The sequence below is a fragment of the Streptomyces sp. NPDC030296 genome (genome assembly GCF_055572815.1).
Map to the genome: position 1 here is coordinate 25,825 of NZ_JBVICQ010000024.1, position 17,379 is coordinate 43,203.

Here is a 17,379-nt window from a genome sequence, read left to right on the forward strand (position 1 = left end):
CTCAGGCGTGCGGCGCGGGCCGGCCGAGCACGCGCAGCGCGCACGCCGACAGACACAGCGCGGCGGCGGCGCAGCTCAGCGGCAGCGCCGGGTCGCCGGGTGGCAGGCGCAGCAGAGTGATCGTTCCTGCGGCGCCGGCCGCGGCGAGGCAGATCAGGGCCGGGGGCCAGGCCGCGCCGAACGCCTGGAGCAGCAGCGCGGTCCACAGCGCGGCCGCGAGGAGCAGCAGGGCCGCCGGGTCGGCGCCGGTGAGCAGGGCCGCCGGCAGCAGCGGCAGCAGGTAGGCGAGCAGGCAGAGGCCGAGGACGCCGGCCGAGCGGAGCAGGAACCCGGCGGGGGTCGCGACGGCCCGGAGGGCGGCGAGGGACAGGCCCCGGTAGCGGTAGAGCAGCCATTCCGCCGGCCCCATGCTGACGGTGAGGACGATCACCGCGTACGGCTCCTCGCGTCCTTCGAGCAGGACGAGCACTCCGGCGGCCAGTCCGAACAGGCCGTAGGGCAGGGACGGCAGGAGGCGGGGGCGGGTGGCCCCCGGTACGGCGTCGACGGCGAGCGTGGTCCGCAGCACCCGGCCGGTGACGGCGAGGGTGGCGGTCAGGGCGAGCGCCGGCAGTCCGGCCCGGAGCACGGGGCCTGGCTCCCACCACGGCAGGACGGTGGCGCCGGCGATCAGCGGGCTGAGCGCGGCGAGCAGCAGCCGTTCGCGGGCCAGCACCAGCAGGACGCCGGCCGCCGCGAGGTAGGCGGACTGCGCGGCGGCGACCAGGGTCACCGGTCCGCCCCCGGCGGGCAGTGCGGCGGCGGCCGTGGCGACGACCGTGCCCAGGGGCGCGCCGGTCAGGAGGGTACGGGCCGCCTCGTGCCGTCCGGTCGCCATGCGCAGATGGGCGCGGTGGCCGAGGGCCTGGCCCCAGGCCCAGGAGACGAGTCCGGCGACGATCAGGGCGGGGGCGTGCCCGCCGGGGTTCCACAGGGGCGCGGTGAGCAGATAGGCGAGGCCGGGCAGCGCGAAGAGCACGCCGCGCAGCAGGCAGCGCACGGTGTCGGGGCGCCATACGTCGGGTTGAGCCGGGGGCTCGGGGAACGTCCTCGGCACCCGTTCGTAGAGCGCTGCGGCCAGGGAGAAGAGGTTCGGGTGGCCGTACCGCTCCTTGATCACGGTGGCGGACAGGCCCTCCGCCTCCAGGAACGCGGCCACCTCGTAGGGGTGGACGGCGGGCCCTATGCGGTCGGCGAGTTCGGCGGCGAGTTCGCTGACCGCCGCCTCGTCGGGCCCCTGGCGGGGCAGCCGGATGGTGAGGGTGGTGTCGTCGGCGAGGGCCCAGCTGGGGCGGCGGCGAGGGCGGTGCCGGTCGGCGAGGCGGATGGTGAGCGTCTCGTGTTCGACGCCGCCGGGTTCGAGTGACATCGGCCCGCTCATCCGGCCACCGTGCTGATCGCGGTCAGCTCCCCCGGTGGGAGCGGTACCTCCGCCGGCGTGCGGACCAGGGCGGGGAGTTCGAGGTAGATCGACCGGAAGGTGTCGATGGTCTGACGGAGCGTGAACTGTTCGATGACCCGCAGCCGGGCCGCCTCGCCCATCGCGGCGCGGCGGGCGGGATCACCGAGCAGTGCCAGCGCCGCCGCGGCCATCGCCGCGGGGTCGCGGGGCGGTACCACGAGCCCGGTGTCGCCGACGGCCTCGCGGACGCCGCCCACGTCGGTGGAGACGGTGGCCCGGCCGCACGACATGGCCTCGATCAGCGTGAAGGGGAAGCCCTCGCTGATGCTGGAGAGCATCACGACGTTGCCGGCCGCGTAGGCGTCCTTGATGTCGTCGACGCGGCCCTCGAAGGTGACGGCGCCGGCGTGTCCGAGTTCGGCGGCGAGGGCCTCGCAGCGTTCGCGGTAGGCCTCCCCGCCCTTGGGGGTTCCGCCGAACAGCCGCAGCCGGGCCTCGGGGAGTCGTTCCCGGACGAGGGCGAAGGCCCGGATGAGGGTCTCCAGGTCCTTGATCGGGTCGACGCGGCCCGCCCAGCTGAGGGTGAGGGTCTCCGGTTCGGGCCCGGCGGGTGGGAACGCGGTGGGGTCGACGCCGTTGTAGACGGTGCGTATGGACTCCGGGTCGGCGCCGCCCTGTTCCTCCCAGAGCCGGTTGTAGCGGTTACCGGGGGTGATCAGGGCGGCCCTGCGGTAGGTCTCCTCCGCGAGGAGCCGGAAGAAGCCGAGGACGACCGCCTTCACCGGCCAGCGGTACGGGGCGGTGCGATAGCCCAGATAGCGTTCGCGCAGGTAGACGCCGTGCTCGGTGAGCAGCAGGGGGACGCCGTGCCGGTCCAGTGCGGCGAGTCCGGGCAGGACGGCGACGCCTCCGCTGACCGCGTGGGCGACCCCGGTCTCGGGCGGGGGTGCGGCCAGCGGACGCAGGGCGTGTTCCAGCAGGGAGGTCGCGGTGAGCGCGTCGTGCAGGGTGGGCCGGGACTCGTGCACGGCGAGGCCGGGGCGGTTCCACACCGAGGTCAGCAGGGTGATCGCCCGGTCCGAGCGCAGGAACGGGCTGAGCGCGCCGTCGGCGGCGGCCCTGGCCATCGTGTACAGCGCGGGTGCGAAGCCGGGTTCGGCTCGGGGGTCGAGCAGGGCGGTGAGGAACTGTTCGTAGGCGGTGGCGAGCCGGTTGCGGGCGCGGCCGCGCGGCGGGTCGCCTGGCGGCGGGTCGCCCCACATGGGGACGGACAGCACGCGGGAGACCTGCGCGGGCAGCTCCCAGACGAGGGGTTCGCGTCCGGTGCCGGTGACGGCGATGACGTCGAAGTCGAGGTCGGGCATGCCCTGGACGAGTTGGTCGCACCAGACGCTGACGCCGCCGTGACTGTGGGGATAGGTGCCTTCGGTGAGCAAGGTGACGCGCGTTGCGCCAGGGTTTCGCGTTCCGTGCGGAACGGGCATCGTTGTGCTCCACGGCCGAGGTGTGGGGTGGTTCGTACCGCTCCCGGCCGCCGGGTGGGCGGCCGGGACCTTCGGTCGGTGTGCGCCTCAGTCGTCCTCGGCGGACGTGTCCGCGCCGTAGGGGACTCTCTCGCTCACACCCGCGGGGATCCGGGTGTCCGGTGCCGGTTTCGTGGCCTCGCCGGGTTCGACGGGGGAGACGGTCGGCGCGTCGGCGGAGGACGGCAGGGTGAGGGTGAGGGGTGCGCCCGTGGCGGTGGTCCAGCCGGAGGCGGCGCCCGCGTACGCCTCGCCGAAGACCGCTCCGCCGCGGGTGGTTCCGGTGGGGAGGGTGGCGGTGACGGCGGTGCCGTCGGGCGCGTCGACCGTGACGGTGGAGCCGATGCGGTAGGCGGTGACGTCGCCGGCCTGGAGGGCGGCCTGCCAGGCGGCCCGGCGCTTGAGTTCGGCGCCGATGTCCTTCATCCGCAGATTCACCACGGGGGTGTTGTCGGCGAAGAGGGCCGCGTAGCCGTCGAGGACGCCGCTGAGCACGGGGTAGGCGATGCGGTCCTCGGCGAGGTTGGACTGGTGGATGAAGTGGGGCCTCGGGTCGTTGGCGAGGACGTGGCCGAGGGCGATCCGCTTCTCCAGGGGCACGATGACCTGTGCGTAGCCGGTGGCCGTGTCCAGGGGTGCCGTGAGGCAGGTGGTGGTGGCCGGGTTGTCCTCGCAGATGCCGCTGCCGCCCTGGGCGCGGCTGGTGTAGATCCAGTTGTACTCGTCGACCTGTTCGGCGGCGCGGCCCGCGTTGTAGAAGACGTTCATCGGGTGGCGGGGCACGGTGGTGGCGGGGCCGACCTGGCGCTGGGCGGGTTCGCGGGAGTTGTCGGAGCCGAGCCAGGTGATGTCGTTGTCGTCGACGGCGAGCGCCAGGTTGGGGTTGTCCTGCGGCTGCTGCGGCAGGACCTTCATGCCGGAGTGCTCACCGGTGACCAACTCGCCGTTCTCCAGGGGCAGTTGGTTGATCTGCCCCCAGACGCGGTTGGTGGCGATCTCGTCGGAGATCTCGTTGCGGCTGACCCAGCGGGTGGAGCCGTCGGCGTTCGTCGCGCATTTCCAGGGCACCACGGTGGTGTTCTGGACGCAGCCGAGGAAGGGGTGCGAGTAGGTGTGGTTGATCCAGCGGAACTTGCCGCGCTGCGCGATCAGCCGGTCGGCGAGGGCGTCGGTGCCGTTGTGGTCCTCGCGGTGGTCGACGCTGCCGGCGCCGTTGTAGGCGAAGTCGAGGGTGAAGTTCTTCTGGTTCTGCCAGGTGATGCCGTGGTCGACGTCGCCCGGGGTCATGCGGATGGGGTCGGGCTGCGCGTCCGGGTCGGTGCAGTCGACGTCGCCGGGGGTGCAGTTGAGCTGGGTGTTCCAGCGGTCGTCGGCGGCGAACACGTCGTCGACGTGGACGGCGAAGTAGTTCCGGGAGGCGCCGAGGTGCACGCCGCCGGTCATCCATGCGACGATGCCGCGGGCCAGCAGCCGGAACTGCTGCTGGTACTGGTTGTAGACGAACGTGACGACGAGTTCGCGGCGTCCGTCGTGCCGGTACTCGCCGACGAGGCTGCCCCGTGCGGACTGGCCGGGGATCGCGGCGTCGACGTACGGGGTGAAGTCGGCGCCCGCCACGGGTCTCGACAGATAGGCGTAGCTCTCGCCGATCGCGGGGTCGTTGTCCTCGAAGGGCACCGCCCCGTCGAGGTAGCCGAACGGGCCCGCCTTGCCGGCGGCGGTGACCTGGGCCTGGGCGCCGTCCATGCCGCCGGAGTAGCCGCCGTACACCGGGTACTGGAGTCCGGCTTCGGGGCGGGCGTAGGTGTAGGCGTCGACCTGGGGTATCCCGTAGGCCTGCTCGTAGGCGACGAGTGCGGCCATCTCGGCGGAACCGGCCGGGAACGGGTTGTCGTTGGGCAGGACGACGGCCTGGAACCTGGCGCGCGGGCGGCCGTCGACGGTGTCCGCGAGGAAGCCGGCGTCGACGACGGGCCGGTCCGACCGGGTCAGGTCGATCTCGGTGTACGGCGTGCCGGCCGCGGTGAGTTCGGCGGCGATGGCGTCGGTGGACGGGCCTCCGTCGCTCACCACCAGGACCCGCAGGTCGATGCGGGGTGCGATGTCGTCGGCCTGTGCGGGGCCGGCGGGCAGGCCGAGTGCGGCGATGAGCGCGCCCACCGTGAGCACGGTGGTGCGTAAGGTCCGCTTCATGCGGTGAAGTCCCCTCCCCGGGCAGGGGTGAGCACGCCTCTCCTGAGCGGACGCACCCCCTTGCGTGACGCCGGCGTCCCCCTCAGAAGCCAGTCGTCGACGCATCCGTCGCGTCACATAGTGGTGTCTGTGTGGAGCTTTCGTGGTCATGCGGAGAAACATGACGGAAAAGCGAAGGTGTCCAAACGGAATCACATGGAACCGATTGAGGTGGTTTTCCGTCGCCACCGGGGGTGCGGAGGGCCGGTTCCGGATGACCATGAGGGCCCGGCGCGCTGGTCCCGACCCTGTGCCGTATACCGGCGGGCCGTGGGGGCCCGCCGGTCGAGCTGTCAGTGGTCCATACCGCGACAAGTGCGTGATCGCAGATCATTTCAGGTCACGCCCCCCGCGGATGCCCACATCCTGGACGAACCGTCAGGCGCAGAGGACCCGCGTCTGGGGCGTGTAGACCGGGCCGCCGCTGGTGTTCGTGGAGTCGCTGAACTCGGCGTAGTAGTACGAGTAGAAGCCGATGTTGCCGTTGCAGCCGGAGTCGGCGGCGACCTGGAGCGTCAGCGTGACGGTACGGCTCTGACCGGGCGGGATGGTGGCGCCGTAGTTGGTGCCGAGGTTGGCGGGGCCGGTCCCGGAACAGGGCGTGGCACCGGCGGCCGTGGTCAGGCTGCACCCGGCGAAGGCGTACTTGAGGTCGGGGCGCTGGGTGGTCAGCCAGGTGGGCTCGATGGTCTGGTACACGAACCAGATGTCGTAGGTCTTGTTGTTCGTGATCGTCATCGACAGGTTCACCGTGCCGCCGGGCGTGGTCGTGGCGCTGTCGGTGGCGAAGGTCAGCCCGGCCGGCGCGGGGTCGGCGCTCGCGGTGGGCGCCATCCCGAAGACGGCGAGGGCGAAAGCGAGGACGGCGCCGAGGCCGAGACGTGTCATCAGTGGTGATCGCATGGGCCGGGAGGCTAGGCACACGACGAGCGGGTCGTCTGCCCCTGTGCGAGCACACCGGCGCCCCGTCGGCCGAAAGTGTGTGCGGGGTGAAGGTGGTGTGGGGAATACGCGGAGGGTCTCCCTCCGCCCCATAGACGCAGGGTGACGAGTGGGTCACAGAGGGGTCGGGAGCGGCCGTTGGGGCCGGGGCGGGCCGTGAGGGCTCTGTGGCGGCAATGGCGTGTTCGAACCGTATGGCCCGCCGCCCGGCGTGTGGACTGCCGACCGTGCGCCGTTCTCACCCCCCGTCCGCCCCCGCCCGCAGCGACGGCCGACCTGTTCGTGAAGGGCCGGAAGTCGCCTGTGGGCGCCCCCGCCCCATTGATGGGACGCCGCATCGCCTGTTCCATGGCCCCTGGCCGGCGGTCGACCGCCGCCGGGGATCCGACTTCCGTGGGGGAGACAGTGCGTCAGCACAGAGCACGTTGCGGGAGATCAGCGGGCTTATCGAGAGCACGGCGAGGCGGGATGTCGGGTGCGGCGGCGCTGTTGGGCGTCGCCGCACTCGTCGTGTCGGCGGTCCCCGCCGGCGCGGCGACCGGGGACGACACACCCCCGCCGGCCCCCGGCGAGGTGGTGCCGGGGCAGCGGACGGCGACACCCGCGCTGGTGGACGACATCCGGGAGCGGGCCCCGGCGGCCGGCAGCGCGGCGGACGCGGCGCGCTCGTACCTGGCCGCCGAGCGGGACCGATACCGCATCGCGAACCCGGTGCGGGACCTGGAACCGGCCGGGACCATCAGGGCGGGCGGCGGCCGGGAGACCGTACGGCTGCGGCAGGAACACCGCGGGGTGCCGGTGCTCGGCGGCCAGTACGTCGTCCGCATGGAGAAGGGGGACGACGGCCGGAGGGTCGTGACCGGCACTTCGGGCAAGTACTTCACGGGGCTGCGGACCGGCACCACGGCCGAGGTCGACGACGCGCTCGCCGTCGAACGGGCGGTCGACGCCGTACGGGCCGATCTGGACGCCGAGGACTTCACCGCGTTCGAGAAGGCCGACGAGGACGGGGCAGCGCTGACGGGCACCTCGCACGGCCTGGTCGTGCTGCCCGCCGGCGCGGGTGTGCTCACCCGGCACATCACCGTGCGGGGCACGAGCCCGGTGGGCGGCGAGCCGGTGCTGCGCGAGGTGTACATCGACGCGCACGCCGGATACCCGGTGCTCCAGTACAGCGGTATCAGGACGTTCGGCGCCCCCCGAACGGCCGTGGCGGGGAAGGCGGCCGGCCGGGCCGCGCGGGCCGCCGATCCGACGGGCTCCGGCGTCAAACTGGACGGGAAGTCCGTCGAGTTGCCGGTCAGGCAGGACGAGATCCAGGGCACGTACGCCCTGCGCGACCACACCCGGATCCAGAACGACAACGGCGACTTCCTCGGCACCTGGGACGCCAGGGGCCTCGGGGTCACGGACGTGGCCGGTGTGTGGCCGGCCGAACTGCCGCTGTTCTCGTCGCCGACCCCGGCGTTCGGCGCCGAGGCCACCGAGGCGGGCGCGGTCGACGCGCACTGGGCCGCGGGCCAGGTCTACGACTACTTCAAGAACCGGCACGGGCGGGACAGCCTCGACGGGCGCGGCATGTCCGTCCACTCGCTGGTCGGGGTCAGCGACGGCGGTCAGCCCTATGTGAACGCCTTCTGGGACGGCCAGAAGACGGTGTACGGAAACGGCGACGCGGAGTACCTCCCGCTCTCCGCCGGGCTGGACGTCGTCGGCCACGAGATGACCCACGGTGTCATCGACCACTCGGCCGACCTCGTCTACGCGGGCCAGTCCGGGGCCCTGAACGAGGCACTCGCGGACTACTTCGGCAACGCCATCGAGACGGACGTGTACGGCGTCTCCATGGACGACCCCACCGCGGGTCTGCTCGGCGAGCGGCTGTGCCGCGGCAAGCCGGCGGGCGAGTGCGCGTTCCGCGACCTGAACGACGGGCGGACGACGGCCAAGTCGTTCCTCGGCGTCGGCTTCGGCACCGACAGCGGGGGCGTCCATCTCAACTCGACGATCTTCTCCGGAGCGTTGTGGGACGTGCGTGAGGATCTCGGGGCCCGGCGCGCCGACCGGGTGGTGTACCGGGCTCTCACCGAGTACCTCACCCCGCTCGACGGGTTCACCCAGGGCCGGGACGCGGTGATCGCCGCCGCGAAGGACCTGGGGGTCGTCGGGCAGGACCTCACGGCCGTGCGGCGGGCCTTCAACGCCCATGGCATCGTGCCCGACTGGGAGCTGGCCCTCGGTGTCGACTCCGACACGCTGCTCGAACGCGTCAACACCACCGACACCCGGCTGGGCGCCGGCGGCGACTGGTGGACGGCCTCCTCCTCCAACGAGGACGGCACCGAGCCGTACTCGGTGTGGGCGGGGCGCACGGACGGCAGCGGGCGGCTGAAGCTGATGAGCCCCAACGACGGCCGCTATCACGTCAATCCGACCACCGACGGGAAGACGGTGGTGTGGCAGGCCCACGGGTCGAACGGCATCGACATCCTCGCGCGGCCCCTCGCGGGCGGCCCGGTGAAGGTCCTCGCCCACCATCGGAGCATCGGGCGCGCCCTCGACGTCGACGGTGACGTGGTGGCGTACGCGTACAACAACCACGGCGGGCGGGCCGCCATCGCCCAGGTCAGCCTGAAGGACCCGGCGAACAGGGTCTCCCGCGGCGGGGGCACCTACCACCGGGCCACCTGGCCGTCGGTGAGCGACGGCAAGCTGGTCTACCAGGACTGGCGGCGGGTGGCCCATGTGTACGAGTCCAGCACCCGGGTGATCGACCTCGCGACCGGTGGGGAGAGCGTCGTCCAGACCGCCGCGCCCGGCACGGGTCTGGGCCCGACGGCCGTCGCGGGCGGGCGGGCCTACTGGCTGCTCGACGAGATCGACGGGAACGGGACGACGGCGCTGCGCCGCGCCGGACTCGACGGCTCGGACGTCACCGACCTCAGCCCGGAGACGGGTCCGCGGGCGCTCAACGTCTCCCAGGTGACTGCCTCCGACGGGGCGGTGACGATGGTCGCCCGGACGCCGGACACGGTGCTGCGCAACGAGTCGCTGTCCAAGCTGTGGCAGTTCCCGACGGACGGCGAAGGACCGCGCCGGGGCCGGGTCTCCTGCAACCGGGGCGAGCAGCTCTCGGCCGCGGCGGCGCCGGGCACCCGCGTGGTGTGGCTGGACGCGACCACCGGCACCAGCGAGGTGGTGACCCGGGCCAGGTCGAGCGGCCGGTGCGACTGACCGGACCCCGCGTATGGACTCCGCGCGCCCGGGCACTCGGGGCGCGCGGGGTCCGTGAGGACGCCGTTCATCGAACCGACGCGACACGAAGGGCCTGTGCTCATGAGCGACGACGAGCGGCGGAACCCGGTCGAACGCCATCCCCGGCCGGACTTTCCGCAGCAGGACCAGGAACATCCGGGCCGGACCGGCGCCATGGACCCGCCCCCGGACCACGGGGAGGAGTCCTATCAGGGCAGCGGGCTGCTCACGGACCGCACAGCGGTGCTGACGGGTGGTGACTCCGGGATCGGCAGGGCGGTCGCCCTGGCGTACGCCCGGGAGGGCGCGGACGTGCTGTTCACGCATCTGCCGGAGGAGGCGGACGACGCCCGGGAGACGGCTCGGCTGGTTGAGGACGCCGGGCGGAAGGCGATCGCCGTGGCGTGCGACATCCGGGACGAGGAGCAGTGCCGTGCGCTGATCGAGCGGGCGGTCGCGGAGTTCGGCCGGATCGACGTGCTGGTGAACAACGCCGCGTACCAGATGGCCCAGTCGGACGGCATCGAGGGAATCTCGACCGAGCAGTTCGACCGGGTCGTGCGGACCAACCTGTACGGCATGTTCTGGGTGTGCAAGCTGGCGCTGCCGCACATCCCGGCGGGCGGGTCGATCATCAACAGCACCTCGGTGCAGGCGTACAAGCCGAGTCCGCATCTCCTCGACTACGCGATGACCAAGGGCGCCATCGTCACGTTCACGCAGGGGCTGGCACAGATGCTCGCCCCGCGCGGGATCCGGGTGAACGCGGTGGCGCCGGGCCCGGTGTGGACACCGCTGATCCCGGCCACGCTGCCCGACACGGAGGAGTTCGGCAAGCAGGCGCCGCTGGGCCGGCCGGCCCAGCCCGCCGAGATGGCACCGGCCTATGTGTTCCTCGCCTCCGACCGGGCGAGCTACATCACGGCGGAGATCCTCAACGCCACCGGCGGCACCCCCCTGCCCTGACGGACCGTCCCTGCGGGGGCGGAGCGGCCGACGATGACGACGAGTGAGCCCTCGGGTACCGAGGGACGGGCGCCGGTTCTTCCTGCGGAGGTTCCTCCTCCTGTTCCGGCGCAGCTCGTCGTCATGCGGCGGCTCCTCGTCGTGCCGCAGCTCGTCGCCATGCGGCAGGAGTTCCTGTTGACGGGCGCCTGACCTGGGCTTCCCGTCCGTCCGGCAGGGACTGTTCGGGTGATCCGCGACGTTCGGGATATCGGTTTCGTTCGCCCCATTGACCACGCCCTTGCACCGCCTTTACGTTTCGTCCGCGGTTCCGCACATCGTTCGCAGTATCGAACATCGGCCAGCGGCGTCGCCTTGCGCCGGTGGAGCCGCAACAGCACCAACTGTCGGCCGTGGCCGCTCGTCCCCACGACCGTCTGATCCCGAAGGGCCGCAACAGAAATCATGAGACATCTCGCCAGACGGGTTCTGGTGGCCGCGGCGGCCGCGCTCGCCGTGCTCACCTCCGTGACCACCCCTGCCCAGGCCGCCGTGCCCGCCTCCCCCGCCGTCACCTTCACCAACCCGATAGCCGAGCAGCGCGCCGACCCGCACATCTTCAAGCACACCGACGGCTTCTACTACTTCACCGCCACGGTCCCCGCGTACGACAGGATCGTCATGCGCCGGGCCACCACCCTCCAGGGCCTCGCCACGGCTCCGGAGACCACGATCTGGACCAAGCACCCCACCGGTGAGATGGGCGCCCACATCTGGGCACCGGAGATCCACTTCATCGACGGCAAGTGGTACATCTACTTCACGGCCGGCTGGTCCAACGACATCTGGCGGATCCGGCCGTACGTCCTGGAGACCAGCGCCGCGAACCCGCTCACCGGCACCTGGACCGAGAAGGGCAGGATCAGCCTGCCCATGGACACCTTCTCGCTGGACGCCACCACCTTCACGCACAACGGCACCCGCTACCTGAGCTGGGCCCAGGAGGACCCGGCGCTCGGCAAGGGCACGCAGATTTACCTGGCGAAGATGGCCAACCCCTGGACCATCGAGGGCACCCCGGCCATGATCTCCAAGCCCCAGTACGCCTGGGAGACCGTCGGCGCCCGCGTCAACGAGGGCCCGGCCTTCATCCAGAAGAACGGCAAGGTCTTCATGACCTTCTCGGCCAGCCGCACCGACGCCAACTACTGCCTCGGCCTGCTGACCGCCGACGCCACCGCCGACCTGATGAACCCGGCGTCCTGGACCAAGACTCCCACGCCGGTCCTCAAGAGCAACGACAAGACCGGCCAGTACGGCCCCGGCCACAACACCTTCACGGTCTCCGAGGACGGCAAGTCGGACATCCTCGTCTACCACGCCCGCAACTACCGGGACATCGTCGGCGACCCGCTCAAGGACCCCAACCGACGCACCCGCTACCAGAAGATCTACTGGAACGCCGACGGCACCCCCAACTTCGGCATCCCCGTCGCCGACGGTGTCACCCCCGTCCGCTTCTCCTCGTACAACTTCCCGGACAAGTACATCCGGCACTGGGAGTTCCGGGCCAGGACCGAGTCCAACGTCACGGAACTCGCCGACTCGCAGTTCCGCGTCGTCCCGGGCCTGGCCGGCAACGGCACCGTCTCCCTCGAATCGGCCAACTTCCCCGGCTACTACCTGCGCCACAAGAACAACGAGGTGTGGGTGGAGAAGGACGACGGCAGCACCCTGTTCGACAATGACGCCTCGTTCCACGAGCGGGCCGGTCTCGCCGACCCCGCGGCCGTGTCGTACGAGTCGTTCAACTTCCCCGGCCGCTTCATCCGGCACTACAACCACCTGCTCTACACCCAGCCGGTGACCACCACCATCGCCCGGCAGGACGCCACCTTCTACAAGGAGTAGGACCGGGCGGACGGAAAGGCCACACGGAGAGCGATGCGATCAGTGAGCCCTCCGCGCGTCACCTCGGGCGACGCGCGGAGGGCGACCTGCTCACTGCCCCCCCTCCCCACTCCTTCGTACCGGCGGCCGAGGCCTTCGCCGGCAACGGCCGACGCGTGTCAGTCTGCGGTCAGTGCGGAGTGCGGCGGACCGCCTGCGAGGCGCCCTGTGTCGGCGAAGCGGGCACGCGAGAAGGAAACGGACTGCTCGCCCCCGAGGGGCTTCGCCTGCCGGTCAGCAGCCTGCTGGGCGCGCCAGGAGAACCGGTGATCGCGCCGACGACGCCGACGGGCACGGCGCCCCGGGTCGGGCAACCGACCTACGGCAAACAGGGGCTCGAGGGTGACGCCGCGCCGCCGGTACGGCCGGCCGTCGTGTCGGTTGCGTACAGCGGCGGTGGCAGCAGCCACGGCGGCTGCGGCCCGGCCTGTCCGGTGAACCGGACAGTTCTCCTGGGTCGCCACCGACGGCTACTTCCAGCTCAGGGCCCGCCCCAGCGGCAAGTGCGTCCACGTCGCCGGCGCCTCGACCGAGAACCTCGCCCCGCTCGAACAGGCGCACCTGCGGCACAACGGCCGGCTTCCAGTGGTCGCGTTCCTGACGACCCGCTTCCACCCCGTCACGACACAGCCAAGAACACGAAGCACACCCAGGGGCCATGACCGGCCGGCGGCGACAGTGCTCGGGGGCCGCATCGCCCTGCCGCCCCCGAGGCACTCAGCCGGCCGTCACGGGCCCACGACGACGGTCCATCCGGGGTTGTACGTGTCCGGCACCGGATATCGCCGCCAGTCGCGTGCCCAGTGCGGTGGCTTCCGCTCGCGAAGGACCACCGCACTGGGGCGCGTCCGGGGATCCGTCTCCGTGACAGCGCAGCCCGCGGTGTAGGCGATGGGAATCGTCGAACTGTTCCCCGCGAGGGCACACGGCGGGTGCACCCCGTGCTCACGCAGCACGGAGACGATCCGGTCCCAGTCTCCGCGGGCCTGTTGCTGGATGCCCGCATGCGTGTGGACGAGACCGGCCTGGATGCCCCCGTGCCCGAGGAGTGCCAGGGCCAGCACCGCGGCTGCCGGCAGCGAACGGCGCGCGCGGGCCCGGTGGACGACGGCCAGGAGCCCGACAGCGGCGGGGAGCGCCAGCAGCGCGTACGCCGGCAGCAGGAACCGCGGCGCGGCATAGGGGACGAGGAAGAGATACGGGGCCGCCGTGGCCGCCGCCACCGCCACCGCCGACCACAGCGGCGCGGCGGACCGGCCCGCCCGGCGCTCCGCCCACAGTCCCAGGCCGACCAGCAGCGGCAGGAGCACCCACCACTCCGTCACGGGCAGGATCACGCTGTCGCCCGTGCAGGGACGGCACAGCAGCGGGCCGTCCAGCGCCGTGAGATGGGCACGCAGGGAGAACACGGCCCGCAGGCCGCCCTGGACCTCGTCGGCCTCCGCGAGCCGGTTCCGCACCCCGCCGAACCGCAGCTCGGCCTCGACGACCCAGGGCAGCGCACCCGCCACCAGTCCGACCGCCACGGCCGACAGACGCCCCCGCAGGCGGCCGTGGTCGCGCAGTGCGGGCATCACTACGGCTGCCAGGAGCAGCGGCGCGGCGACGGCCACGCCGTCGTTGGGCCGCATCAGTGTCACCACCGCCAGGCCCGCCGCGACGCCCGTGTACCGGCGACGCGGCGCGAGGAAGCAGCCCACCGCGGCCGTGGCACCCATCGCGGTGTAGTGGTTCGGCATCGCGGAACCGGCGTAGAACACGGTGATCCACAGGCTGCCGTACAACCCGGCCGCCACCCACACCGCCGCCGGGCGGCGCACGATCCGCAGCCACGGCCGGAATCCCAGCCACAGCGCACCACCGGCCAGCAGGAGCAGCCACACCCTGAGCAGTACCGTCGAGTCGCTCCAGGAGGCGATCGGAGCGAGCAGCAGGGGGACGCCGCGGGTACGCGGGGCGCTGAACGGGGTCGCGGGACCGTACGGTCCGAAGCGGCTGGCATACACGATCTCGTCCCAGCCGAGCGGCAGCGTGACCGGTACGAGGACGGCCGACAGCAGGCAGAACCCGGCGGCCACGATCAACAGCTTCCGCTGGGCCGAGGCAGCCGTACGATCCGCGTTCATCCGACCCAGCCCAGCTTGCGCCGCCCGCGACGCACCGCTCCGCGGGCGAGGATGCCCGCGGTGGCGGTGAGCGCGGCAGCACGGGCCCGCCAGTCGGCCGTGCCGGGCCATGGGGGAGCGGACCGCCCGGCCCGCTCCTTCACCAGTGTGCTGAACAGGTGCTCGTAACGGTCGGCGATGTCATTCGGGGCGAATCGTTTCTCCGCGCCGGCCCGGGCGGCCGTACCCATCTCAGCACGCCGTCCGTCGTCCCGCATCAGTGCCACCAGCGCGTCGGCCACACCCCGGGTGCTGTCGCGCGGGACAAGGAGGCCGTCCACACCGTGGCGGATGATCTCGCCGGGCCCATGGGGGCAGTCCGTGCTCACCACCGGCAGGCCGCAGCGCATGGCCTCCACGATCGTCATTCCGAACGACTCGTGCGCGGAGGTCACCGCGGCGATGGAACCCTTGACCCACTCGGCCTCGATGGGAGTGGCCGCACCCATCAGGAAGACCCGATCCCCCAGCCCGTGGTGGGCTATCCGGTCGGCTATCCGGGCGCGCTCCGGGCCGTCACCGTAGATGCGCAGGGACCAGTCGGGACAGGCCGCGCCGGCCAGGGCGAACGCGTCGACCAGCATCTCGTACCGCTTGACGCGGGCCAGCCGTCCCGCCGCGACGACGACCTTGGCCGCCGGGTCGGCCGGTGGCACCGGGGGTTCGGGGACGCTGTTGGGGATGGCCAGCACCTGGGTGCGCGGCAGCCGCATGCCGCGCCGGTGGTCGCGCGCGTCGGCCTCGGTCATGGTGACCAGCGCGTCGAGACCGCCGTACCAGCGCTGGAGTTCCGTCCGCAGGCGGTGCGGGTGGTTGTCGTGGGTGAGGTGCTCCTGGCCGACGAGTACGGCATGTCGTGGCCCGAACCGGGCCACCAGTGCGTTGAGTCCGGCCCTGGTGCCCACGACGACGTCTGCGTCCGTCTCCCGCAGCCAGTCGATGACCCGCCGCTCGGCGAGTTGGTGGTACTGGTCCGAGCGGCTGTCCCCCTTGGGGAAGAACTCACCGGCCCGCTGGGCGAGCGGGTCCACCGTGTCCGCGGATCCCTTGCGCCGGTCCACCAGGGCCCGCAGCGGCACTTCCGGCGACCGCCCCAGTCGTGGCTTCTCGCGGTGCCGGAAGACCGACACGAGTTCCACCTGGTGTCGCCGTGCGAGCGTGTCGGCGAGTGTCATGGTCGTGCGTACGGTGCCGCCCACCGCGTAGGCATTGTGCAGCAGGAAGGCGATGCGCATGTGCGGCGTCCCCCGGTTTTTCTGTGATGAGTCGCCTCAGCCGCGGTCGCTGTTCCAGCGGGCCTGTGGGAAGTCGATGTGCTTCGTGTCGGCGACGGTGTCGGTGCTGGTCGTCGTTGGGTCCGCCGCCGTCGTGTCCGGCCTGTGACTGTCCCCCCGTGTGCCGGATGGTTCGACGTGCGGCGATGCCGCTACCGAATTTCCCTGCCGGCCGGTTGTTTGGCAGGCCCCTTCCGCCGCCGCATACAACTCCTGGGGCTCGGCTTCCTCACGTCTTGTCCGGGTGTGGGGTCGTTGCGGTTCCCGCAGCCTCACAGCCCCGGCCGTCCGCCGGGTGACGCAGTCGGCTGTGACTCCTGAAGACGACTACAAAGAAATAGTCCGAATTATCCGCATAAGTAACAATCGGCGGGGAACTCCAATGCGCATGTCATGTCCGTCACGGCGTCATCCACGGGACCGGGGGCCACACCGGTCCACCGGTCGCGAGCGCGACCGCCCCGTGCCACACTCACTGTTCGGGCGTCCCCCGCCGACGGTGCGCACCAGCCGCCGTTCCCACCCGGGGACCGGGGACCACGACCCCGACCCCTTCCCTCATTCCCCTCGTTCCGCCACGGGCGGTGCGCCGCCCTGCCCGGCGCGTGTTCAGGGGGGCGATACGCCGTCGCCCAGCACGGAGGAGATCGCCATGACCGCCGCCTTCTCACCGACCTGGCAGCACGCCGTCGTCACCGGCGGTGCGGGTTTCGTCGGTTCGCATCTGTGTACCGCCCTGTTGGACTCGGGCACCGAGGTCACCTGTGTCGACGACCTCAGTACAGGACGTGTCGCCAACATCGCCCCACTCCTGCAACGCCCGGGTTTCACCCTGGTCGAGGCGAACGTCGCCGAGGGCATACCCGTCGACCTGCCCACCGACCTGGTGCTGCACTTCGCCTCCCCCGCGTCACCGGCCGACTATCTGCGACTGCCCCTGCACACGATGGAGACGGGCAGTCTCGGTACCCGTCACGCCCTGGAGCTCGCCCACGCCAACGGCGCCCGCTTCGTGCTCGCCTCCACGTCCGAGGTGTACGGGGATCCGCAGCAGAATCCACAGGACGAACGCTACTGGGGCCATGTGAACCCCGTCGGGCCACGGAGCGTGTACGACGAGGCCAAGCGGTTCGGTGAGGCGCTGACCACCGCCCACGCCGACACCAAGGGCACCGACACCGCCATCGTGCGCCTGTTCAACACGTACGGTCCGCGCATGCGCGGTCACGACGGCCGGGCGGTGCCGACCTTCGTGCGGCAGGCCCTCGCCGGGGAGCCCCTCACGGTCACCGGCGACGGTCTGCAGACGCGCTCCCTGTGCTACGTCGACGACACGGTGCGAGGGGTGCTCGCGGCGGCGGCCCACGGCATGCGCGGCCCCGTCAACATCGGCAATCCGGGCGAGATCACCATGCTCGACCTGGCCCGGCTCGTCATCGTCCTCGCCGACTCCGACTCCGAGATCCGCTTCGTGGAACGCCCCACCGACGACCCGGCGTTGCGCTGCCCGGACATCACCCTGGCCCACGACAAGCTCGGTTGGGAGCCACGGATCGCGCCGGTGGACGGACTGCGGCGCACGATCGACTGGTTCCGCGCCGAAGCCGAGGCCGAGTCGCGCCGCACGACGCCGGCCGCGCCCCACTGACCCC

The 17,379-nt window shown here is 71.9% G+C and carries 11 protein-coding genes; 5 read left to right on the plus strand and 6 right to left on the minus strand.

All coding sequences use genetic code 11. From position 1 onward, the window contains the following. Position 1: 1 nt before the first annotated feature. The 4 genes from ACZ4Z3_RS39295 to ACZ4Z3_RS39310 all read right to left on the minus strand — a co-directional run bounded on the left by ACZ4Z3_RS39295 (position 2) and on the right by ACZ4Z3_RS39310 (position 6,099). Positions 2-1,420, minus strand: coding sequence for a hypothetical protein (locus ACZ4Z3_RS39295; protein WP_468505545.1), 1,419 nt, complete (start codon positions 1,418-1,420; stop codon positions 2-4). Next, positions 1,417-2,925, minus strand: a complete 1,509-nt coding sequence (gene pelF / locus ACZ4Z3_RS39300; RefSeq protein ID WP_468505546.1) for a GT4 family glycosyltransferase PelF — start codon at positions 2,923-2,925, stop codon at positions 1,417-1,419. Before pelF ends, ACZ4Z3_RS39295 begins: the two co-directional genes overlap by 4 nt. A gap of 87 nt (positions 2,926-3,012) precedes the next feature. Beyond that, on the minus strand, positions 3,013-5,157 hold the full coding sequence (locus ACZ4Z3_RS39305; protein ID WP_468505547.1) for a hypothetical protein: 2,145 nt from the start codon (positions 5,155-5,157) through the stop codon (positions 3,013-3,015). Between the two features lie 417 nt (positions 5,158-5,574). Continuing rightward, entirely contained in the window at positions 5,575-6,099 is a 525-nt protein-coding gene (locus ACZ4Z3_RS39310; protein WP_468505548.1) for a hypothetical protein, read from the minus strand. 507 nt (positions 6,100-6,606) lie between these two features. On the opposite strand from ACZ4Z3_RS39310, the gene ACZ4Z3_RS39315 reads away from it, so the two are divergent. From ACZ4Z3_RS39315 to ACZ4Z3_RS39330, 4 genes are all read left to right on the plus strand, one after another. Continuing rightward, positions 6,607-9,372 carry a M4 family metallopeptidase gene (locus ACZ4Z3_RS39315; RefSeq protein ID WP_468505549.1) on the plus strand — a complete coding sequence of 922 codons (2,766 nt, stop codon included), beginning with the start codon at positions 6,607-6,609 and terminating at the stop codon, positions 9,370-9,372. Between the two features lie 102 nt (positions 9,373-9,474). Then, a complete protein-coding gene (locus ACZ4Z3_RS39320) occupies positions 9,475-10,359 on the plus strand; it encodes an SDR family oxidoreductase (RefSeq protein WP_468505550.1) in 885 nt (294 codons plus the stop codon). A gap of 33 nt (positions 10,360-10,392) precedes the next feature. Then, complete coding sequence (locus tag ACZ4Z3_RS39325) at positions 10,393-10,551, plus strand: hypothetical protein (protein ID WP_468505551.1); 159 nt, start codon at positions 10,393-10,395, stop codon at positions 10,549-10,551. A 252-nt stretch (positions 10,552-10,803) separates the two neighbouring features. Continuing rightward, positions 10,804-12,249, plus strand: coding sequence for a family 43 glycosylhydrolase (locus tag ACZ4Z3_RS39330; protein ID WP_468505552.1), 1,446 nt, complete (start codon positions 10,804-10,806; stop codon positions 12,247-12,249). A gap of 767 nt (positions 12,250-13,016) precedes the next feature. Here ACZ4Z3_RS39330 and ACZ4Z3_RS39335 read toward each other — a convergent pair. Together ACZ4Z3_RS39335 and ACZ4Z3_RS39340 are read right to left on the minus strand one after the other, a co-directional pair. Next, positions 13,017-14,414 carry a hypothetical protein gene (locus ACZ4Z3_RS39335; RefSeq protein WP_468505553.1) on the minus strand — a complete coding sequence of 466 codons (1,398 nt, stop codon included), beginning with the start codon at positions 14,412-14,414 and terminating at the stop codon, positions 13,017-13,019. Continuing rightward, on the minus strand, positions 14,411-15,688 hold the full coding sequence (locus tag ACZ4Z3_RS39340; RefSeq protein ID WP_468505554.1) for a glycosyltransferase: 1,278 nt from the start codon (positions 15,686-15,688) through the stop codon (positions 14,411-14,413). Before ACZ4Z3_RS39340 ends, ACZ4Z3_RS39335 begins: the two co-directional genes overlap by 4 nt. Before the next feature lie 691 nt (positions 15,689-16,379). On the opposite strand from ACZ4Z3_RS39340, the gene ACZ4Z3_RS39345 reads away from it, so the two are divergent. Then, positions 16,380-17,375, plus strand: a complete 996-nt coding sequence (locus ACZ4Z3_RS39345; protein ID WP_468505555.1) for an NAD-dependent epimerase/dehydratase family protein — start codon at positions 16,380-16,382, stop codon at positions 17,373-17,375. The last annotated feature ends 4 nt before the right edge of the window (positions 17,376-17,379 follow it).